At 63.3% G+C, this 20,317-nt stretch carries 18 protein-coding genes and 1 pseudogene; 14 read left to right on the top strand and 5 right to left on the bottom strand.

Annotation, left to right across the window (positions count from 1 at the left end; translation table 11 throughout):
- Positions 1–20: 20 nt before the first annotated feature.
- The 8 genes from CXY82_RS08775 (at position 21) to CXY82_RS08730 (ending at position 7,882) form a co-directional block, all read left to right on the top strand.
- The gene (locus tag CXY82_RS08775) at positions 21–542 is read left to right on the top strand and encodes a tetratricopeptide repeat protein (protein ID WP_104170588.1); all 522 of its coding nucleotides are present in this window, start codon (positions 21–23) and stop codon (positions 540–542) included.
- A 1,073-nt stretch (positions 543–1,615) separates the two neighbouring features.
- Positions 1,616–2,839 (top strand): IS21 family transposase, encoded by a 1,224-nt coding sequence (istA, locus tag CXY82_RS08770; protein WP_104170587.1) that lies wholly within the window; start codon positions 1,616–1,618, stop codon positions 2,837–2,839.
- Complete coding sequence (istB, locus tag CXY82_RS08765) at positions 2,839–3,621, top strand: IS21-like element helper ATPase IstB (protein WP_104170586.1); 783 nt, start codon at positions 2,839–2,841, stop codon at positions 3,619–3,621. Before istA ends, istB begins: the two co-directional genes overlap by 1 nt.
- A gap of 831 nt (positions 3,622–4,452) precedes the next feature.
- The gene (locus CXY82_RS08755; protein ID WP_104170584.1) at positions 4,453–4,992 is read left to right on the top strand and encodes a hypothetical protein; all 540 of its coding nucleotides are present in this window, start codon (positions 4,453–4,455) and stop codon (positions 4,990–4,992) included.
- A gap of 817 nt (positions 4,993–5,809) precedes the next feature.
- Positions 5,810–6,424, top strand: coding sequence for a recombinase family protein (locus CXY82_RS08745; RefSeq protein WP_104170582.1), 615 nt, complete (start codon positions 5,810–5,812; stop codon positions 6,422–6,424).
- A 159-nt stretch (positions 6,425–6,583) separates the two neighbouring features.
- Positions 6,584–6,850 carry a hypothetical protein gene (locus CXY82_RS08740; RefSeq protein WP_158252150.1) on the top strand — a complete coding sequence of 89 codons (267 nt, stop codon included), beginning with the start codon at positions 6,584–6,586 and terminating at the stop codon, positions 6,848–6,850.
- 67 nt (positions 6,851–6,917) lie between these two features.
- Positions 6,918–7,382: a GNAT family N-acetyltransferase gene (locus CXY82_RS08735; RefSeq protein ID WP_104170580.1), complete on the top strand. Its 465-nt coding sequence runs from the start codon at positions 6,918–6,920 to the stop codon at positions 7,380–7,382.
- Between the two features lie 62 nt (positions 7,383–7,444).
- Positions 7,445–7,882, top strand: coding sequence for an ASCH domain-containing protein (locus CXY82_RS08730; RefSeq protein ID WP_104170579.1), 438 nt, complete (start codon positions 7,445–7,447; stop codon positions 7,880–7,882).
- A gap of 40 nt (positions 7,883–7,922) precedes the next feature.
- Here the strand turns inward: CXY82_RS08730 and CXY82_RS08725 are convergent, their stop codons facing one another.
- Positions 7,923–8,261: a putative quinol monooxygenase gene (locus tag CXY82_RS08725; RefSeq protein ID WP_146069085.1), complete on the bottom strand. Its 339-nt coding sequence runs from the start codon at positions 8,259–8,261 to the stop codon at positions 7,923–7,925.
- 75 nt (positions 8,262–8,336) lie between these two features.
- A complete protein-coding gene (gene dnaE / locus CXY82_RS08720) occupies positions 8,337–11,651 on the bottom strand; it encodes a DNA polymerase III subunit alpha (protein WP_104170578.1) in 3,315 nt (1,104 codons plus the stop codon).
- Between the two features lie 359 nt (positions 11,652–12,010).
- Between dnaE and CXY82_RS08715 the strand changes: the two genes are divergently transcribed.
- The gene (locus tag CXY82_RS08715) at positions 12,011–12,949 is read left to right on the top strand and encodes a TIR domain-containing protein (RefSeq protein ID WP_158252148.1); all 939 of its coding nucleotides are present in this window, start codon (positions 12,011–12,013) and stop codon (positions 12,947–12,949) included.
- Between the two features lie 395 nt (positions 12,950–13,344).
- Positions 13,345–13,890, top strand: coding sequence for a GNAT family N-acetyltransferase (locus tag CXY82_RS08710; RefSeq protein ID WP_104170576.1), 546 nt, complete (start codon positions 13,345–13,347; stop codon positions 13,888–13,890).
- 144 nt (positions 13,891–14,034) lie between these two features.
- Here the strand turns inward: CXY82_RS08710 and CXY82_RS08705 are convergent.
- Positions 14,035–15,381, bottom strand: a pseudogene (locus tag CXY82_RS08705) (IS3 family transposase).
- Positions 15,382–15,451: 70 nt separating this feature from the next.
- Positions 15,452–16,345 (bottom strand): hypothetical protein, encoded by an 894-nt coding sequence (locus CXY82_RS08695; protein ID WP_104170573.1) that lies wholly within the window; start codon positions 16,343–16,345, stop codon positions 15,452–15,454.
- 349 nt (positions 16,346–16,694) lie between these two features.
- Between CXY82_RS08695 and CXY82_RS08690 the strand changes: the two genes are divergently transcribed.
- The 3 genes from CXY82_RS08690 to CXY82_RS08680 are packed head-to-tail and all read left to right on the top strand — an operon-like array spanning position 16,695 to position 17,757.
- Positions 16,695–16,958, top strand: coding sequence for a hypothetical protein (locus tag CXY82_RS08690; RefSeq protein ID WP_104170572.1), 264 nt, complete (start codon positions 16,695–16,697; stop codon positions 16,956–16,958).
- 24 nt (positions 16,959–16,982) lie between these two features.
- The gene (locus CXY82_RS08685) at positions 16,983–17,507 is read left to right on the top strand and encodes an LPD29 domain-containing protein (protein WP_255408579.1); all 525 of its coding nucleotides are present in this window, start codon (positions 16,983–16,985) and stop codon (positions 17,505–17,507) included.
- Positions 17,508–17,523: 16 nt separating this feature from the next.
- Positions 17,524–17,757, top strand: coding sequence for a hypothetical protein (locus tag CXY82_RS08680; protein WP_104170570.1), 234 nt, complete (start codon positions 17,524–17,526; stop codon positions 17,755–17,757).
- A gap of 281 nt (positions 17,758–18,038) precedes the next feature.
- On the opposite strand, the gene CXY82_RS08675 is transcribed toward CXY82_RS08680, so the two are convergent.
- Positions 18,039–18,365: a hypothetical protein gene (locus tag CXY82_RS08675; RefSeq protein ID WP_104170569.1), complete on the bottom strand. Its 327-nt coding sequence runs from the start codon at positions 18,363–18,365 to the stop codon at positions 18,039–18,041.
- A 299-nt stretch (positions 18,366–18,664) separates the two neighbouring features.
- Between CXY82_RS08675 and mobF the strand changes: the two genes are divergently transcribed.
- Positions 18,665–20,317 (top strand): MobF family relaxase (gene mobF / locus CXY82_RS08670; RefSeq protein ID WP_158252147.1); only part of this gene is annotated, 1,653 nt, incomplete at its 3' end.

The following is a 20,317-nucleotide window of genomic DNA, read 5'->3' as shown; positions in this document are numbered from 1 at the left end:
AGTCTAGGAGTCACTCACCAATGAGTACCGAACTGCACATCGAGCTGGACCGCATCTTTGCGGCTCGCGACCGAGACAATATGGGCCCAACGATTGCCGCCCTTCTCGATGCCTATGAGCTGCACCCGCGCGACCCCCGAGTCCTCTATGAAGTAGGCGGTGCGTACGACACCGCGGGCGAGGAGTCGACAGCCCTGGGGTTCTACGAGCGAGCGATGACCGAAGGGCTCGACGGGGATGTGCGTCGCCGGTGCTACCTCCAATACGGGAGCACCCTCCGCAACCTTGGCCGCCTAGATGAGTCGGTCACGGTGTTCGCGCAAGCACGCAGGGAGTTTCCGGACTCTGTTGCCCTCGGCGCCTTCGAATCTCTGAGCCTGCATGCGGCCGGCCGTGTCAACACCGCTCTCGGCAGCCTTCTCGTTCTGCTTGCCGACCATGTGCATTCGGAAGAGCTTGACCGGTACAAGCCCGCCATGCGAGGCAACGCCGAGTACCTGACATCGCTCGACTCTCCGGCCGCTTCCGAAAGCGCCCGATAGCCGGACCCTCCTGGCACAGAGCCAAGGTCTGTGGCGGCGTGAATGAGCTGTGCGGGCGAGTGTGGAAATCGACAGGAGAACCCCAGCGCTCCTGTCGACCGGGCCGTCCCGGTTGCCCCGCCCGGACAAGATTCGCGCTCCGGTGTGTTTTTCGCGACAATCGCTCGCTACTCGACAGTCTCGAAACCCTAGGGTTTCGAGACAACAGGATGCCGTGCTCGAGCCCCGAAGCACCTTCGCGAGAAGTGCGATCAGGGGCCCAACGGCGTGGGTGCGCCGCGATGCGGCCTAGGTGACCTGTGCGGATCGTAAGTCAGGGCATGACGCATGGCGATGCGACGACACGTGCCGATCGGCGCGGGGCGAAGACTCACTCGTCGACGTTCCGGTTCGTGCGGGATATTGGCATCATCTTCGTCGTCTGGTCGAAGCCGTCAGCCGGATTTGTGAACTTAACGACGATTCCGACACTTGAACCCACTGAAAAGCGGTTTCAGCCCAGCCGGACGCGGAGGTTCCGCCTTGCTCGGGAGTATCAAGCTCGAGCAGGATCCGGACGAATTCCGACGACCGCCCCAGTCTCTGCGATTGTTAGACCGTCCCAGGCAACGAGAGTTACCAACTCTCGGTCGCGTGGGGTGAGTGTGGCGAGTGCGGCTATCGCTGAGTCGTCTTTGGATTGCGGTGCAATCGGTCGACTGCGCAGTTCATCGCGAAGTCGGCCGGTGAGCGCGAGCTGCCGAATGCCCGTGCGGCGGTGCACGGCGAGTACCCGATGGGCAACGCCGTAGGTCCACGCTCGGCGTTCGTCATGAGCCACAGGAGAAGCGTCGCGGCGCCTCCAGAGAACAAGAAGTGTCTCCGGGAGGCAGTCTGCTGCATCCTCGCTGAGGGCAACCCACCGCGCGAAATAGGCGAGCAGCTCGTCGGTGCCCGATCGCATAAAGTCTGCTATTTCAATGATGGCGGCCGGAATGGTTGCTGGCGGCTCACATCGATCCCTGTCAGCGACGGTTGAATACCCAGCCAGAATCGACGGTTGAAAACTAGTCCACTCGACCACGATTGGATGGGTGATCACAGTGGAAGATTGGGCGTTGATTCGTCGCCTTCACAAGAGCGAGGGCGTGTCGCAGCGAGAGATCGCGCGGCGTTTAGGGGTGGCCAGGGACACGGTCGCGCGAGCGATTGCTTCTGACGAGCCGCCGAAGTATGAGCGGCCGGTTCGGCCGTCTGAGTTGCGGGAGCTGGAGCCGCGGATCCGTGAGCTGCTCGCGGCGCACCCGAGGATGCCCGCAACGGTCGTCGCGGAGAGGTTGGCGTGGTCCGGCTCGATCACGTGGTTCCGTGAGAATGTGGCGAGGCTGCGGCCGGAGTATGCGCCGGCAGATCCCGCGGACCGGATCGCATATGCGGCCGGGGATCAGGCGCAGTGCGATCTGTGGTTCCCGCCCGTGAAGATCCCGCTCGGCGCCGGCCAGGCCGGGTCTCCGCCGGTGTTGGTGGTCGTGTCCTCGTTCTCGCGGTTCATCACGGCTGCAATGTTGCCGTCGCAGACGACACCGGATCTGCTCCTGGGCATGTGGTCATTGATCTCAGAGCAGTTGGGCGCCGTCCCGAAGCGGTTGATCTGGGACAACGAGGCCGGCATCGGCCGCCGGAACGCGTTCGCTCACGGAGTCGCGGCATTCACCGGGACGTTGGCGACCAGGATCGTGCAACTTAAGCCCTTCGATCCCGAGTCCAAAGGCATCGTCGAACGCGCGAACCAGTACTTGGAGACATCGTTCCTGCCGGGCCGATCGTTTCGCTCGCCGGCTGACTTCAACGAGCAACTCGCGAGTTGGTTGCCTCGGGCGAACGGGAGGGTTGTTCGCCGTCTCGGCGGGCGCCCCACGGAGTTGGTCGCGGCGGACCGGGCCGCGATGCTCGCGTTGCCGCCGGTCGCTCCGCTGGTCGGTTTCGCCGCCCAGGTCCGTTTGCCGCGCGATTACTACGTTCGCGTCCACGGCAACGATTACTCCGTGGATCCGGCCGGGATCGGGCGGATGGTCGAGGTTCGGGCGGACCTGGGCCAGGTCACGGTCACCCTCGAAGACAGGTTGTTCGCGTCCCATGACCGGGCATGGTCGACCGGACAAACGATCACCGATCGGGCTCACGTTGCCGCCGCGGCGACCCTGCGAACCGCGTTTCAAACTCGTGCGGAGCCGGTCGAGGAGAGCCTCGAACGAAACCTCGCCGACTACGACACGGCGTTCGGGGTCCGGTTCGACCTTGACGGTGAGGTCGCCTGATGGGCCGCGAAACGATCAGCGAGATCGAGTACTTCGCCCGCGCTTTGAAAGCACCCAGGATCAGGGACGCCGCCGCCCGACTCGCTGAGCAGGCCCGGGAGGCAGGTTGGACTCACGAGGAATACTTGGCGGCGGTCCTCTCCCGGGAAGTCTCCGCGAGGGAGTCTTCCGGCGCGGAACTCCGGATCAGGGCAGCGGGTTTCCCTGGCCGGAAATCGTTGGAGGAGTTCAACTTCGACCACCAGCCCTCGCTCAAGCGAGACACGATCGCGCACCTCGGCACCGGTTCCTTCCTCACCGAGGCGAAGAACGTGGTCCTGCTCGGGCCGCCCGGAACCGGGAAAACGCACCTCGCGATCGGCCTGGGCATCAAAGCCGCCCATGCGGGCCACCGGGTTCTGTTCGCAACAGCAACGGACTGGGTCACCCGACTCCAATCAGCCCACCAGCTGGGCCGGCTGCCCCAGGAACTCGTGAAGCTCCGCCGTTACGGCCTGATCATCGTCGACGAAGTCGGCTACATCCCGTTCGAACAAGACGCCGCGAATCTGTTCTTCCAGCTCGTCTTCAGCCGTTACGAACACGCCTCGCTGATCCTGACCAGCAACCTCCCCTTCTCCCGGTGGGGCGACGTCTTCGACGACCACGTCGTGGCCGCCGCGATGATCGACCGAATCGTTCACCACGCCGACGTCATCACGCTCAAAGGCTCCAGCTACCGGCTCAAAAACAGCGGCATCGACACTCTTCCCTCGGCACGACCAGAGAACACGGCAGAATAGTCACACACAACAGTGGACTACTTTTCGACCGTCATTCTTGGCCTACTTTTCAACCGTCGCTGACAGATCCCCACTATTGGGACTACCGATCGTTAGAATCGGTGCTACTTGAGGCCGCCGCAATTGGGCTGAGCGCAGGATTCATAGGTCGGTTCTTGCTTGTACTGAGCCGCAAGGTTACGGCGAGTTCTGCCCTGTTCCGGCGCTGTGGCACGTCAGAGTGGATTGGCCACGGCTGTTTACTACTCAGCTTCGTGTGTCGCTCGTGGCGGTGCGTTGGAGTAGGACCAAAGGACGATGCTCATCAGGAAGCCCACGAGTGCGAACCCAGCCAAGACGAGAAAAGCGAATCTAACGTCTGGGCTCAGCTCGTCATGAATTTGGGGCACGAAGAACGCAAGGAACCCGCACAAGAGTGCAGCAGCAGAAACTAGTGGTGCCAACGGGCCGAAACGCGATAGGTGCCAGCGTTCACCGTTCGCCTTGCTTCTGATTCGACTGTTCAGACGTTGGGCCACAAGCCACCAAGTCAGCAGCGCGGGGACGAGAGCAAGCGCGACAAGGATGATGAGGTAAGACAAGGCTTCGTCAACTGAACTGACGTCCAACTGCTCCATTGTCTTGCCTCACCATCCTTTCAGCCTGCGCCTAGCTTGGTGCGCTCAAGTATGCCAGCTTCTCTGCGAAGCCCTCGGCGATGTCATTCTTCTCCTGCGTGGTGAAATCGTATGGCGCCGCACCCCTGGTTTCAGGGCCTTGATCGCAAGCACGAGAGTGTCGGCCTTCATCCCCGTTACCGGGTCAATCACACGGATGCGATATGTTCACAGCATGATGAAGACCCGAGCAGGCCGCGCTGCCCTCACCGCGCTGCTCACGCTTTCTGCCTTCACGCTCGTCGGCTGCAGCGCTGGGGCCGCTGATGAGTTCACTCCTTCAGCCGCCCCGGTCGTCACCGCGACGGTGGCACCGCCAACCGCTGAAGTTTCGACGCCGACCGCGCAGGCGTCGATTCCTGAACTGGCGGATGTCGCGTCGGCCCCGGTTGTGTTCGACGCGTCCACTGACGTCGACGCCGTGGAATTCCCCGAGAGCATGACGGGCGACGAGCTCGCTCACGCACGCGAATGGGTGCAGACAAATGCCATCACGGCGCAGTGCATAAAGGAGAAGGGGTACGACTACACCTTCAGCCCATACTGGGCCTCGAGCGCGGAACCGAGCTGGATAGCGAAGTTGCCCGAGGATCAACAGGCTGCAGCCGGGGTAGCGCTCTACGGCCCGGGCCAAACTCCCGGCGACTACTGGTGGGAAGACGCTGGGTGCTGGGGCTACGCCGTCCACGTCATGGGCAACGACGACGCCCACTGACACCATGCCCGGAGGATCGATCAATGAACGAACCGCTTCGGTACGGGTGTGCCTATCGAACTACTTGACGTCCTCATCCGCTGCCGCGCACGGATGAAGCGCGAACTACTTGGGACTCTTCTCGTGCTTGCCATCGGATCACTCGCACTAGGGGGTTGCTCCACCACTTCCGGGGACACGATTGCGGCCAGCGGAACGGCCACCACCATGATGGCAACAACCGGTTCGGGGCCGGCGGACGCGGGGAACGAAGCACTCCTCAAGGGCGAGCTCACGATCACAGACGGGTGCGTGACTATCAATACGGCCGCTGTGCCGATCTTCCCGAACACTGCTAGTTGGGACGGCACCACCCTTAATTGGGAGGGCGCGGCCTACGTGCTGGGAGACACAATTGCTCTCTCGGGAGGACAGGCAGACATCGTCAGTGACCTGCCCGCCGAATGCAAGTCGCTCACGGCATTCTATGTATCAGGTACAGCGAGATAGGGGACTGACCGTCACCCTTGTGGGCCTGCAGGCGTCGCTGGGTCTGCAAAGACGGCAGATTTCTCTTGCGCACCGGCCGCCCGGCGCCGCAGCGAGAGCGCCACAACCCTGGTGATGTGTCGCGTAACTGATGTGCCTCATATCCCATGGGATACAAGACACTGACGCCTACTCCGGAGCGACGTGGGCACACAGCTCAATGCGCCAAATAGCGATAACAGAACGCCGCCACAGAGCGCCGAAAGTCACATATGTGACAGATTCTGAATTCGGCCGGGCTACGATCATGGTGTCACGTAATCGAACGTTTAAATGACAGGAGTCGAGCATGCTCGTCGGCTACATGCGCGTGTCAAAAGCTGATGGTTCGCAGAGCACTGATCTACAACGAGACGCGCTCCTGGCCGCCGGCGTCGGTGCAGGGGATCTCTACGAGGACCAGGCATCCGGCAAGAAGGACGACCGGCCACACCTGGCGGCCTGCTTGAAGGTGCTGCGTCATGGTGACACGCTCCTGGTTTGGAAGCTGGACCGGCTCGGCCGAGACCTGCGTCATCTGGTCAATACGGTGCATGACCTCACCGACCGTGGCATCGGCCTCAAGGTGCTCACCGGAGAGGGCGCTGCGATCGACACCACGACGGCACCTGGGAAGCTCGTCTTCGGAATCTTTGCTGCTCTCTCCGAGTTCGAGCGGGCGCTCATCTCTGAGCGCACTGTCGCCGGGCTTGCCGCAGCTCGAGCACGGGGGAGGACGGGCGGGCGGCCGTTCAAGATGACGCCGGCCAAGGTCCGCCTGGCCATGGCTGCGATGGGTCAGAACGAAACGAAGGTTGGCGACCTCTGCAAAGAGCTCGGGATCACCCGGCAGACGTTGTACCGCCATGTCTCACCTGCGGGGGAGCTGCGGTCGGACGGTGCGAAGCTCCTATCGAAGAAGTAGTGGCCCCGCCTGGTCACTGTCAGAAGGGAACCCCTTGCGGATCGCGGGAACGATTGCGTCGCCTGCAGGGGCGAGACCTGCGAGACTCACCGCATGACAACCCAGACGAGTACTCAGAAACGACGCGCTGTGTCCCCAGTGCTCATCGGATTCGTGGGGATGATCATCATTCCGTTCTGTATCGTTCTCGCGACCAACTCCTGGGGTGCTCCAGACGCAGCAGACTTCGTCCGGATGGCGTTCGGTACCGTAATCGCCTCCACCTTGGCGACGGTGGCGGCTTGGTGGCTGGCGCTCAACCGGATGAAAGCGGGTCGGAATGACCGTTACTGGTTCTGGGGAGTGGCTGGTATCTTCACCTTCTCCGCAGTCGGCAGCATCACCGGCGCAGCCGAGACACTGCTGACGCAATTGACTAATCTCTAGGTCGCCGATCCGCGGCCGGGCAATTAGCCTTCATCGGGAACAGAATGCGGGCCGCTACTCTGGGGCGATGAGTACAGACGACACGGTCTTGGTTCGCGGGGTCCAGGCATCAGATTTCGCCGAGTGGGCGGGGCTGTATGGGGAATATCGAGCGTTTTACGCACTTTCCCCTGACGAAAGCATTGTTGAACGTGTGTGGACTTGGATCAACGACGGCGCGCATGAAGTTAATGCCTTCGTTGCCAGTTCCGGGGATCGCCTCGTGGGACTCGCGCACTATCGACGATTTGCCCGGCCCTCCACTGGCAGCGTGGGAATCTTCCTCGACGATCTGTTCACGTCCCCGAACACTCGCGGTTCCGGCGTCGGGCGGGCGCTACTCAGCGAACTCTCCTCATTGGCCGACGGTGAAGGCAGCTCAGTCGTCCGCTGGATCACTGCGGAGGACAACACTCGTGCCCGTCGCCTATATGACTCGACCGCCACTTCGACGAAATGGGTGACATACGATCTGAAGCCGGGATCGCTCTGAGCGCCTGATAGCCGAACGCCTTGGGGTTCAGGGGTGCGTGCCTCGGCACCTAGGATCACTTCATGACCAACCACGGTGAATTCCCGATTGCTGAGTTCGGATTTCCAGGCCCGCTTCGGGATCGACTGATCGCCGCAATTCTGGCCGGCACGAAGACCTCCACCAGCTCGACCTTCGTGGAGTACTCAGTAGAGGACGAACAGTTGCCGATCATCGGGAACAAGCAGTCGGTTGTGGATTCAAACGATGCCGCGGTGGCGATCATCCAGACGGTTGCGGTCGAGATTGTCCGACTTGCTGACGTCGGCCTCGAGCATGCACGCGACGAGGGCGAAGGATTCGACTCCGTAGCCGCCTGGCGGCGCGGTCACGAAGCCTTCTGGCACAGCGCGGAGATGCGTGACTCCCTCAACAATTCAGACTTCACAGTCGATGACGAAACGCTCGTTGTGCTGGAGCGGTTTGAGTTAGTCGAGGCGCTCCGCCAGGCAGCACCGTAGTCCTCGTATCCGCAGCCCAAGGCGAGGCAATGTGGGGAAACTAGAGCCCGTGGATCGCGTAGCGACGTTCGATCCCGGCTGTGACCCGTCCCCAGTCGCTTCCCGCAACGCGGTCCTGGTGTGCTTTGAGCGCAGAACTGTCCTGGAAGCACTCGTCGACCTGCCACACCATGGGATCGACGGTCGACGCGACACTGAATGAGATGCACCCGGGCTCCGCACGCGTTCGAGCCACGTGATCCGAAAGATGCTCAGCGACTACGGTCGCCCGATCCACCGTGTCCCGGGACACTCCGACCAGCCGAGCTATCTCCCGTTTCGAATGCTTCCCCGTCGAGTGCAGGTAGCGAATCTCTGCCCAATCATCCAATTTGATCACCTTCCATGATGGTTGGTGGCCCTATTTTCAGTTGGCGTTTCTGGCCCTGTTTTCAGTTGGCGTTAACAGGGAACTTCACGCTCTCCGTCTCCACATCTGGATGACGTTGTCCGCTGCCTCCGCCTCGACCACAACCCGCTCTCGCTCCAGTTCCGCGGCCTGGCGTGCCCGGACTTTCCCGGCCACGTCCAGCAGATCCCACATCTGTTCGCCGGTCACTGACACCCCGCGGGCGCCGGTGCGCCGGGTGCGGCCGCGGATCAGGGCGTAGTGGGTGCGGAACACGGGTGCCCCGATCTGCGCCTGTGCGTCGTGGAAGAACACCACGTTGGAGACGGGCCCGCTGCCGTCGTCGAGGGAGAGGAAGACGACGCGTTTGCCGCTTCGCATCGGGGGAGTGTGGGTGGCGCGGCGGACCCCGGCGACGAGGACTTCGGTGCCGCCCGGCAGGTTCACAAGCTCTGACGCCGGGGTGACTCCGAGCTCTTTGAAGAGCAGGTAGAACCGGGTCATCTGGTGCTGGCTGACGGCGAGGCCGAGGTCTCGGAGTTCCACGTCTGTTTGGGTGCGGCCGCGGAGGTCGAGGGCAGTGACCGATCGGGAGAAGTCGGGCAGTGGCAGTTCAATGTCGAAGGCGAGCTGGTCGGGGCCGACGGGGAGGGCGCGGCCGCCGAGGCCTTGGATGTGGGCGAGCAGGTCGCCGCGGCGGGCGCGGTCGTAGCCGATGAACGAGTCGAGGGCGCCGACCCGGGCCAACGCTTCGAACGTGCGCCGCCGCGGCCGCACCCGGTCCCGGAAGTCCTGCAACGAGGAGAACGGTTGATGCTCGGCGATGCGTTGCCGCTCGAGCGCGGTGGAGCCGGCGAGTTCGGGTAGGGCGAGGCGGATGGCGAGCTGTCCGTCGCCCAGTTGCTCAACCCGGTAATCCAGTGCGGAATTTTGGACGTCGAGGCCGAGGACGGGGACGCCGAGGTTGCGGGCTTCGGCGACGATCAGGTCTTTGGGCCACATGCCGGGGTCGTGGGTGAGGAGCCCGGCGAAGAACGTCGCCGGGTGGTGCGTTTTCAGCCAGGCGCTCTCGTAGGTGGTGCGGGCGAATGCGGCCCCGTGTGCTTTGGCGAAGCCGAAGCTGCCGAACCCGGAAAGTACCTTCCACGCCCGGTCGATGACCGGTGCTGGGAACCCGCGGGTGGCGGCCTGCTTTCGCACGTACGCTTCGATTTCGGCGAGGTCGCCGGATTTGCCGAGGTGCCGGCGGAACACGTCGGCTTTTCCCATCCCGCAGCCGGTCAGTTCGTCGAAGAGCCGCATGACTTGTTCGTGGAAGACGACGACGCCGTTGGTTTCGGCCAGGAACGGTTTGAACCGCGGATGCATGTGGTCAGGTGGGACTTCACCGTGACGCGCCTTCAGATATTGCAGGGGCATGTTCGCTTGCATGGGGCCGGGGCGGAACAAGCTGATCTCCACGGTCAGGTCGTTGAACACTGCCGGTTGGAGCTTCCCGATCAGCTCCATCTGCCCGGGCGACTCCAATTGGAAGACGCCAAGGGTGCGGGTGGTGCGGAGCATTTCGTAGGTGGGTTCGTCGTCGAGGGGGACCCGGTCCAGGTCGATGGTCTCGCCGGTGAGTCGCCGGTGCTCCTCGATCGCGTACGCCATCGCCGACTGCATGCGGACGCCGAGGATGTCGAGCTTGATCAGGCCCATCGGGTCCATGTCGTGCTTGTCGTACTGGGACATCGGCAGACCCATCCCCGAGCGTTGCACCGGGGTCCGGTCGAGGAGAGAGGTGTCGGAGAGGATGACGCCGCACGGGTGCACGCTGATGTGGCGGGGGAGCCGGTCGAGCTTCGCGGTCAGGTCCACCAGCTGGTCCAGCTGCTGCGACTCACGCACCTGCTGGGCGAGGTCGGCGAGTTCTGGTTTCTCCTCGAGGGCCCGGCGGAAGTCGCGGGCGTTGAAACGCCACATCTGCTTCGCGATCGCCGCGACCTGGTCGTCGGGCATGCCGAGTGCGAGCCCGGCGTCTCGGACGGCGCCCCGCCCCCGGTACGCGTTGGTCATCGACATCAGCGACACCCGGCCGGCGCCGAAGACCTGGAACACTTCCCGGTAGATGTCGTGACGCCTGGCGGATTCAACGTCGATATCGATGTCGGGGAGGGTCTGGCGTTCGGGGGAGAGGAACCGTTCCCAGATGAGGCCATTCTCGATCGGTTCGACCGAGGAGGTTCGGAGCGCGTAGTTGAGGACGGAACCGACACCGGAACCTCGCGCTTGCACCCGGACGCCCATGCCCCGGATCAGGTCCGCAACTCGGGCGACAGTCAAGAAGTACGCCGCGAATCCGAGGTGCTCGACCGTCTCCATCTCATGGGCGAGCTCCTCGTGTGCGGCGCGGGCGAGGGTGGTGCCGGCGTAGCGGTCGTCGATGCCGTGCCGGGCCCGCCGCCACAGCTCAGCCACCGGGTCGCCGACCACCCCGATGATCGAGGCTTCCGGCATCCGTGGTGTGCCGAGTCCGATGTCCGCAGCCGGGTCCAGGGCGCACCGGTCTGCCAGCTCCTGTGTGGAACGGAGCAGTTGGTCGAGGGCGCTGGGGTTCCGGGCGCCGGCGTCAACAACCATGCGCGCGACCTGGCGCATGTGGGGCCCGTCTTTTAGCCAGGCTTGTCCGTTGGCCTGGGGTTCCTCGAGTTGGGCGAGTGGGGTGAGGAGGCGGGTGGCGTCGGCGAGGTCCGCGGTCGTCGCGTCGCCCGGCTCGCCGTAGCGGACGGCGTTGGAGAGGATGGCGGGGGTCCCGGTGTCCTCGGCGAGGCCCAGCATGCGGGTGGCCGCGGCCACGGAACCGCGTTGCCCGGTCGGTGCCAGGTGGCAGAGGACTTCGAGGGTGACGGAGCCGATGGGCATGACGCGGAGCCACGCGCGCAACCCGGCGACTGACTCCGGGCTGTCTCGGCGTTCCACGGCGAGCCCCACATCGGAGAGCGGCCCGAGGAGCACGGTTATTGTGCGTCCTTCTGCCCAGGTGGCGAGCTGGCGCCGGTCGATGCTCGGCACCCGGCCTGCCTCGTGGGCGGAGCTCACTGCCCGGCAGAGTGCGGCGTACCCGCGGCCGCCCCCGCCGTGAGCGATCAGGGTCACCCGGCCGAGCGGCCGGTGCTCGTCATCGTGGACGGCCAGGTCCGCGCCGAGGCCCGGCCGGATCCCGGCGGTCGCGCACGCCCGCACATGTTTCACCGCCCCGTACAGCCCATCCCGGTCGGTGAGGGCGAGGAAGTCGGCGCCGGTGGCTGCGGCCTGGTTGACGAGGGCCTCGGGCATGGTCACGCCGTAGTGCGGCGAGTACGCGGAGGCGACATGGAGGTGTGGGAAGCCCTGTCGCATCCGTGCCTCCAAACCCCTGAATTCGAACGTTTATTCGGTATGGGGAGTGTAGGTCGGGGCTCTGACACTCACAAGGTCTGCCCCGACAGGCAGAGATCACATACGCATCCTCGCGTCGCATTGGCTGATGCAGCCGATGTGGGGTCATCGGCGACAATGACGCGGTGACGTCCGGGATTTGCCCGCCGGCGTCACAGGTTCAGATCCGCTGATGCGTGTTTCGAACAGGGCCTTCGGGTCATCCACGGACACCGCTCTCTTGCACATGAGTGAGCTGTATTGCAACAAACGATCAGCGCAAGTGATCGTTCATGGCCGTCGCTGCTACTGTTCAGAGGTCCAACCCGGGGGAGAATGCCATGGCAAAGCTGAGCGGAGCCACACAACAGTCGTTGGCAACGCTTCTCGACAGTGAGGCAACTCATTCAGTGATCGAGAGCCTGTATCTCCGCTTCGACGTCGTGCCCCAGAAAAGCGACTTCGCTATCAACAAGTTGAAGAAGGCGACTCACCTCGTCACAACGCTTAGTGACAGGCCGGACAGTGCGACGAGCCTACTGAGCCTGATCGAGTACGTCGGGTCAGACTCATCCCGAATGTCGCCGGCCTTTCGACGGGGAAACTCAGCATCGGAAGATCTTTACCGAAATCTCGACAGAGACCTTGGAGTCACCGGTGCCGAGGGATCGACAGGTCAGCCCGCAGCGAAGAAGCCGGCACGCCAATTCCAGCGACCGCCATCGGGGGCCCCCGCTCCCTCGCCGGCCACGCCCAAAACCATGAGGTACGTTTTTGTCGTCCGCGGCCGGGACCAGGCCGCATACGATGCTCTTGCGGCTCTGCTCATGTCTCTTGACCTCCGAATCGTCACCTGGGAGGACGCCGTTCGCGGCGTTGAGGGCGGGACGCCCCACACCCTCGATATCGTCCGAGCTGGGATCGACATTGCGGACGCTGTCGTCGTCCTCATGACCCCCGATGACTTGGGATACGTGAAAGAGGAGTTTCACAACTCCGGAAATGATGACCCTCGCGAAGCAAAACCTTATGGTCAAGCACGCCAGAACGTGATCTTTGAAGCCGGTTGGGCTATGGCTCTAAACCAGGGCGGCGTCGTCTTAGTGCGCGTTGGAAACGTCAGAGGCCTCAGCGACGTGGACGGGCTCAACTACGTCAACCTGACCGGCGACCTTTCGAGCAGAAGAACCCTAATCAACAGGTTGCGTAACAGCGGTCTCGAATTAGATGACAGCGCCGACGCGTGGCGCACGGCCGGGTCGTTCCCAACACAGTTCTAGACGGGGATCTGACGCTGCCGCATTATCTCGACAAGGCCGGCTGCCCTCGATCGATCGTCTGAGCGACCGGCGATGTGGAGATCCAGCAGCCAGATAGTCACGCATGGCCCGGCCGGAATTTGTCAAGGTAATTGAGGCCAGCGTGAGTTTAGGCGGCTAGTTGTGGCTGGCTTTCTTGCTCTTTGGCGGGCTGGTTGATCCAGGCCGCGTCGGGGATGGCGAGGATCTTTGGGTTGAGGTTGGTGCTGAAGCGTTCGGGGTTCCCTTAGTGACACACCGTCGGAAAGCTCGCCTGTTGTGTGGACTCGTTCCAGATCGGTGGCGGTGGTCGGCGGGCTTGCGGGCTTGGGTTCAGCCAGCCAGTCGTTGTCGGAGAGGGTGTTTACTGTGGACTTATGACGGATCAAATTTCTATAAAGTCCTGGACGGCTGATGACTTGCCGGTGCTCGAACGCAGCAATACGCCAGAGATGACCGCCTTCCTCGGAGGTCCAGAAACGGGCGAGCAGCTATTGAAACGCCAAGCCAATTTTCTCCGCCTATGGGAGGAAGGCGAAGCGCGTATGTTTACGATCAACGTTGCCTCAGAGGAGATTCCCGTCGGATCTGTTGGCTACTGGAAAGCAACATGGGCAGGCGCGGAGGTTTACGAAGCCGGATGGAGCGTTGCGACCGCGTACCAAGGGCGAGGCTTCGCTTCTAATGCTCTGATTGCTTGCCTTCGGTACGCCGCGACGTATGGTGACCGAGAGCATGTGGTTGCCTTTCCCCGCATCGACAACGGGGCCTCGAACTCGCTCTGCCAATCTGTTGGTTTCCGCTTCCACGGCGAGGAGGACTTCGAGTACCCGAAGGGTAATCCAATCAGGGTGAATGCATGGGTGTGTGACTTGTCGTCGCTACCGAGAGACCATCGAGCTGACGCCTTAGCTTTTCGTTAAGCCTTCCCCATACGGGACGACAGCATGGGTCGACGTCGGTGTGGATGAGTTGTGCAAACGAGTGCGGAAATTTGTGCAGACGAGTACGGAAAATGACAGCGCCGCAAGGCGGAATTTGTCAAGGTGAATGAGGCCAGCGTGAGTTTAGGCGGCTAGTTTCGGCTCCGCCTCTTGTGGTTCGGCTGGCCTGTTGATCCAGGCCGCGGCGGGGGTGGCGAGGGTCGCCGCCCGCTCGACGGCCTTGCCGGCGGCGAGGCCGTAGTGGACGTCGGCAGGGGTGTTGAGCCCGATCCCGGTGTGCCGGTGGCTGTGGTTGTGGTTGTAACCCTCGACAAAGGTATTCATGAAGCGTCGGGCATCGCCCGAGGCTGCCGAAGGATTCCGGGAACACGGGGGCGAATTTGAGCGTCTTGAACCACGACTCCGAATAGGGATTGTCGTTGCTGACCCGGGGCCGGGAGTGCGACTTGGTGACCTCGAGATCCGAGAGCAGCGCGGCAACGGTCTTACTCGTCATCGACGTGCCCCGGTCGGCGTGGACGACCTGCGGGGTGCCATGGATGGAGAAGGTCTCGGTCATCATTTCCGCGGCGAGGACCGCGGACTCGGCCGGATGGACCTTCACGCCAACGATGTATCGGGAGTAAATATCGATCATCACGTAGGCGTCGAAGTACTTGCCCTTGATCGGGCCGGGCAGTTTCGTGATGTCCCACGTATAGACCTGGCCGGGGCCGGTGGCGACCAGTTCCGGGATCGCGCGGGCCGGGTGGCGGGCCAGTCGGCGGCGTTCCTTGACCTGCTGGTTCTCGGCCAATACCCGGTAGATCGTTGAGATTGACGCCAAATACACGCCCTCGTCGAGCAGCTGCGCGTAGATCTGGATCGGCGGCAAATCCACGAACCGGGCCGAGTTCACCACCGTCAGGATGCGGGCCCGCTCGAGGACATCGAGCCGGTTCGCCGGCACCACCACCTGCCGGGCGGCCCAGGTGCGGGGTGTCCGGGTCGCGGTCGCCCGCGGCAACCCGACCAGGCTGGCGGCCGTCCGGGTCGGGACGCCGTGGCCGGTGAGGTCGCGGTAGGTGGTCATCACGGTTTCGTGTGCGGTGTTTCGTCCCGCGAGCTCTTCGAAAGATTTTCGAGTAGCTCGTGCATTTCTGACATGATCTCCAACGCCACCCCCGTCGTTTCCAACCTCCGTTCCGTCAACTCAAGTTGGCGGCGGAGCCGGGCGATCTCGGCTTGCTCGGGCGTGAGCCGGCCGATCTTCTCCCCGGGTTTCTTGCCCTGCAGCACCCCCGCATCGCGCAGTTTTCGCCACTCCGTGATCTGTGAGGAATAGATGCCCTGCCCCCGCAAATACGCGCCGCCCCCGTTGCGGGAAATCGCATCCTCGTAGGCGGCGAGGTGGTCAAGTTTCTGCTTCGGCGTGAACGACCGCCGGGGCGTGGGGCCGCCCGCGCGCGGGCCGGGACTGCTGTTGTTCATGGAACTATCGTCGCGCACGGCGATCAACGATGGGCTGGACATGGTTGGACTTCCTGATTCTCGCCCTACGTCAAACGGCGGACTTGCTCTGAGCTACTGGCCTCAACTCACCCTGACACGTAGGGGGCGCGCGATTTCGTGCGTCGTACAGATCGAGAAGGGCTTCGACCATATTGAGGGCGGCGTCATAGAACATTGCAACCGTCACAAAGCTCGATGTGACGTTGTAATCGGTGGAGCCTTCGTCAGGTAGCTTGATCTGTTCCCGCTCGAGGACGGCAATGATCATGTGTGTGTTGCCGTGCGCGATGCCGCTCGCCATCCGCCACAGGGTTAGAGGGGGAACCGGCAAGCGCGGCACCATAGTCGCCACGGCGCCAAGGCGAGAGGTCACGCTGTCGAGTTTATTGAGTGACTGACCCGCCAGGGCAGGTCGGGCGTCGATCTGCTGCTGAAGCCTGGCCCCCATGCGATCGAAACCGGGGTCGGGCTGACCCAGCTCGGTTTTCATGACGTGGACCTGGCGTCGGTTGTCGCGGGTGATCCGCCTCGACCGCAACAGTCGCTCATCGCGCGACTCTGGCTGCAAGATCCACAGTCCTGTTCCTGCAGCCTCGAAGGTGCTCCGAATGAGAGTGAAGGACGACATGGCAAGGATCGAGCCACCACTCCCTTCCACGCTCACTTGTAGGCCGTGTAGGTGATCTAGAGCAGTCCCGAGGATGTTGAAAACTAGATCCGGGACTGGATTGTAAGTCGCAGCATCACGATCGTGCGCTAGCGCCGATCCGCTCGCTACCTCGAGCGCATCAGCACGCTCAGCCAGCACCTCGTGGCGACGGAACCCGAGCTGCAGGGAGAGCAAACCCCGTCGCGCGTCGTCAACAGTTTCGCGGTTGTCGTGCGCGTGTGCCCCTACGGGGTTCTCGTTCAAAAGACAGATCTCCTCAGACAAAGCGTCCATCTGGCCGCATTCTGATCGTAGGCGGATCTGCCTCACCGGCATCGATCGCTTATGGGCGAGCGCGTGTAGTGCGGGAATTGGAGTTGTTCTCGGCCACGCGTGCTGCCGAGTTATGTGTGTGCCAGACCGGGCACATTGGCGCACGGCAACTTTGTTGCTTTTCGTCTGGGGGATTGTTCACTGAGTGCTGTCGGCGTCAAGCCGTCGTCACAGTTTCGGCAAAAACTTCTTCACCCGCTGCGCTCCTCCATAACTTTTGGCCTGCAACCGTTCCTTGGGGCTTGACCCCGACAGCACTCCATGAGGGCGGAAAATCGCCGAAAGGCAAAAAAAATTTGGAGGAGAAAAAATGCTTGAACAGATCCAGACCCCCGCACACACGATCACTGCCGCTGACGTCGAGTGGAAGATATTCCACCTCACCAGCTCGATCCGCAGGCGCGAACGCACCTTGAACTGGGACGGATACGCCACACCCCACACTCCCGAGCACCCCGCAGTCGCCGCCGCGCGCACCGCCGACCAGCTCGCCCGGATTGCTGAACTCCGGACCCGGCTTGCCCACTGGGAAGCCATCCAGGCCGAGCAGGCCGCAACCGCACTGAGCAACTAGGGAGATACGAACATGACGGATTAGATCAGCACCAAGGACACCGCCAAGTTGGTTCGGGTGGCGCTCAAGAACGCGTTTCCCGGCGTGAAGTTCAGCGTCCGGATGAGCACCGGCACCGCGTCCGCATGGATGAACGTGTCGTGGAGCGACGGCCCCACCGACCGGGAGGTGAACGCGGTAACCAGCCAGTACGAGGGCCGCAAGTTCAACGGCATGACGGACGGCTACGACGACCAAGGGTCCGCGCTCGTCGCGCTCGAAGGGGAGGACATGCCCCGGGTCGTGCGGTACTCCTGCGACGGGATCAACACCCACCGCGACTACACAGCCGGCGGATACCGGGTCGCGCAGCACCTCATCAGCACCGACAGCGACCACAAAGACCTCGTCGTATTCACCCCCGAGGGCGAACCCATCAACGGTGCCCCGGTGCCCCACGGGATCTATGTCGCCGGGCACTTCCACGATTACATCTACAGCGCCGTACACATCGCCCAGGTCATCCTGCACCGCGTCAACCTCTGCACCGTCACCGCTCCCACCCCATAGACCGGGCGGAGCAGCAATGAGCACAACCAGCATCGACACCGAGGCAGCCGCGCGATTCGTCGACGTGTTCGCGGCCGCCGACTTCGCGGGAGATGTGGGCCCGCGGATGAGTTGCACCGAAGTGGACGCCCTCGCCGGGATGCTCCGCACTGTCGGAGAAGACACCGCCGCCGACACCTGGATCGCGGAACACACCGCAGAAGACCAAGAAGGAGACAGCCACCACCAAGCCTGGGTTACGTCCCCGTGACGAGGATCAAGGGGGCGTTTGGACAACCCAGCAACACACCACCAGGAGCAATCACCGACGACGGTATCGGCCGATTCTGAACAGAGGACGACCCCGGTTGTAGCGGCGCCGTCCCGGAACCTGGCAACGACGAGGCATCGGGCGAACTCTGCGCGCACACCAGTTGGGCGGACCGCTCAGCATCCTCCGACGAGGCTCCGGCGGGACCGACAGGACCTAGCCACTCCAGCGAAGAGCACCAAACCAGACAGGTTAGCGGCCGCTTCGAGAGCTCAATGGCTTCAGAGCGCAGGAGCCTTCTTGACGTCGCGCATCGCCAGACCGAGGCGGCCCGCTACTTCTGCCCTGGGTGTTCCGAGCTCGAGCATGGACGCGATGGTGGCCGCCGCTGACGTGCGGGCGGCCGTGCTCTGCTGCGCTGCGCGTTCCTGGATGGCTACGATTTCCGCCTGAGCTGTCGCGTCGATCTCGTCGAGCGAGTCAGTGGCGACGAAGTAGTCGGTGGCCAGCTGCTCGAGCTTGTCTTCCTTCGCACGGAACTCTGCCGCCTTCTCGCGTGCGCGAGAGCGGGCGGCAGTCTGCTTCGCAGACTTACGTACATCAGCCATGCGTGTACCCCTTTCGTGGGTGAAGAACCAGTATGCGGGAGTACAGCGCGCATGCTTGGCCGCCAAAACCAACGCCATGGACGATGCGCGCTTGCGCAAGGAGGCGCGCGTTCAGTTGCGAGCTGTGCACTGCCTGGTTCGGTCATCTCGATAGCCCCTATCTGCAGTCACTCATCGATCTCAGCCTCAACATCCGAGCATCCCAATCTTCGATCGTGACCACCGTGCATCCTCATTCTTCGTACAAGTATTTGTCACACCTCTGGCATTAGTAATAGACGAGGTAAAGTGAGCGGGTGATGACTATGCATATCCTCTCTGCGGGAGACGGGTATGTGTACTACACCAACGAGGTCGCGACCGGTGATGCGAAGCGTGAGAGCGGACGTGAGCTGGGCGATTACTACACCGGGGATGGTATCCCTCCCGGTGTCTGGGTCGGCGGGGGACTGGCCGCACTCGGCGTCTCCGGTGTCGTCACGGAAGAGCAGATGAAGGCCCTCTACGGTGAGGGCCTGCACCCCGACGCCGAACGAATCATTGCTGACGCGCAGGCGCAGGGTAAGACCGTGGGGGAGGCCACGAAGGCAGCCAAGCTCGGCCGCTCGTACTACGGGTACAGCACCGACAGCACGGACCTGTCCGCGAAGATCGCTACCGGCTACACCGACTTCACCAAGACGAACGGCCGCGAGCCGAACGTCGCCGACCGGCGCGCAATCCGCACCGGTGAGGGCGACCTGGCGTTCCGCAACGCGAAGGGCCGGCCCCCTGCGGACAAGGAAGAGCTGGGCCGGTTCATCACCGCGGCGACGCGGCCGACGCAGCAGGCTGTCGCCGGTTTCGACCTAGTTTTCTCGCCCGCGAAGAGCGTGTCCGTGCTCTGGAGCCTCGGTGACGAGGACACCCGGAAGACGATCGAGGATGCCCAGGCGATTGCGATCCTGGACACCGTGTCGTACCTGGAGCGGGAAGCGATCGCGACGCGTGCGGGCACGAACGGGGTTGCACAGATCGACGTCGAGGGTGGCCTGGTGGCGACGCGGTTCCGTCACTATGACTCCCGGAATGGTGACCCGCAGTTGCACGACCACCTGGTCGTGGCGAACAAGGTCAAGGGTGTCGATGGGAAGTGGCGCACGATCGATTCCAAGCTCCTGCACCGTCAGGGCGTGGCCGCGTCCGAGTTCTACAACCAACGAGTCATGGACGAAGTCACCACCCGGTTAGGTCTCAGCACGGAGCTGCATGAAGTCACTCCGGGCAAGCGGCCCGTGGTCGAGATCGCCGGTGTTGACGAGCGCCTCACCGGGGTATTCTCGACCCGGTCGGCGGACATCAAGAAGGTTGTCGGCCAGCTCGAGAAGGACTACCGGGCCACCCACGGGCGCAGCCCGGACGCGGTCGCCCGGATCAAGCTCGCCCAGCAGGCCACCCTCGAGACCCGCCCCGCGAAAGCCCACGCCCGCTCCCTCGCCGGCCTCCGCACCGAGTGGGCCGCGAAAGCCGCCGAACGCGTCGGTGCAGCCACCGTCACGAACCTTCTCAAAGATGCCCGCGCCGCAGCGCCGGCCATGGGCGGCAGGCCGGGGGAGTCGCGGGAGGTCGATGTCGACCGGGCTGCGCGCAAGGTCGTGGCGACGGTGTCGGAGCATCACGCGGTCTGGGGTCCGCACATGATCGAAGCCGAAGCCCGCCGCTGGGTCCAGAAAGAAACCAGCCTTGGCCCCGTACCCGAAGGCACCGTCGAGCAGATCACACGGCGTGCCCTGGAGACGGACTCGATCGCTGTGACCCCGCCCGCCCCGCACGGTTCTTTTGAGCCCCTGACCCGCCGGGACGGGTCGAGCATCTACGAGCACAAGGGCCGCATGCTCTTCACCTCCACCAGCCTCCTCGCCGCCGAAGATACGTTGTTGGACGCCGGCCGCACCCGCACGATCGCCCCCATC

Source organism: Cryobacterium sp. M23 (assembly GCF_002929655.1).
Taxonomy (GTDB): domain Bacteria; phylum Actinomycetota; class Actinomycetes; order Actinomycetales; family Microbacteriaceae; genus Cryobacterium; species Cryobacterium sandaracinum.
The sequence above is the reverse complement of the archived record's forward strand: the minus strand, read 5'-3'. Positions and strand labels throughout refer to the sequence as shown.

Bases quoted from the DNA above. Each gene is read 5' to 3' on its own strand.
- CXY82_RS08680 (WP_104170570.1), top strand. From the start codon at position 17,524: ATGAGCACAACCAGCATCGACACCGAGGCAGCCGCGCGATTCGTCGAC.
- CXY82_RS08690 (WP_104170572.1), top strand. From the start codon at position 16,695: ATGCTTGAACAGATCCAGACCCCCGCACACACGATCACTGCCGCTGAC.
- CXY82_RS08675 (WP_104170569.1), bottom strand. From the start codon at position 18,365: ATGGCTGATGTACGTAAGTCTGCGAAGCAGACTGCCGCCCGCTCTCGC.
- CXY82_RS08755 (WP_104170584.1), top strand. From the start codon at position 4,453: ATGATGAAGACCCGAGCAGGCCGCGCTGCCCTCACCGCGCTGCTCACG.
- CXY82_RS08695 (WP_104170573.1), bottom strand. From the start codon at position 16,345: ATGGACGCTTTGTCTGAGGAGATCTGTCTTTTGAACGAGAACCCCGTA.
- CXY82_RS08745 (WP_104170582.1), top strand. From the start codon at position 5,810: ATGCTCGTCGGCTACATGCGCGTGTCAAAAGCTGATGGTTCGCAGAGC.
- CXY82_RS08735 (WP_104170580.1), top strand. From the start codon at position 6,918: ATGAGTACAGACGACACGGTCTTGGTTCGCGGGGTCCAGGCATCAGAT.
- CXY82_RS08740 (WP_158252150.1), top strand. From the start codon at position 6,584: ATGATCATCATTCCGTTCTGTATCGTTCTCGCGACCAACTCCTGGGGT.
- CXY82_RS08775 (WP_104170588.1), top strand. From the start codon at position 21: ATGAGTACCGAACTGCACATCGAGCTGGACCGCATCTTTGCGGCTCGC.
- CXY82_RS08730 (WP_104170579.1), top strand. From the start codon at position 7,445: ATGACCAACCACGGTGAATTCCCGATTGCTGAGTTCGGATTTCCAGGC.
- CXY82_RS08710 (WP_104170576.1), top strand. From the start codon at position 13,345: ATGACGGATCAAATTTCTATAAAGTCCTGGACGGCTGATGACTTGCCG.
- dnaE (WP_104170578.1), bottom strand. From the start codon at position 11,651: ATGCGACAGGGCTTCCCACACCTCCATGTCGCCTCCGCGTACTCGCCG.
- istB (WP_104170586.1), top strand. From the start codon at position 2,839: ATGGGCCGCGAAACGATCAGCGAGATCGAGTACTTCGCCCGCGCTTTG.
- CXY82_RS08715 (WP_158252148.1), top strand. From the start codon at position 12,011: ATGGCAAAGCTGAGCGGAGCCACACAACAGTCGTTGGCAACGCTTCTC.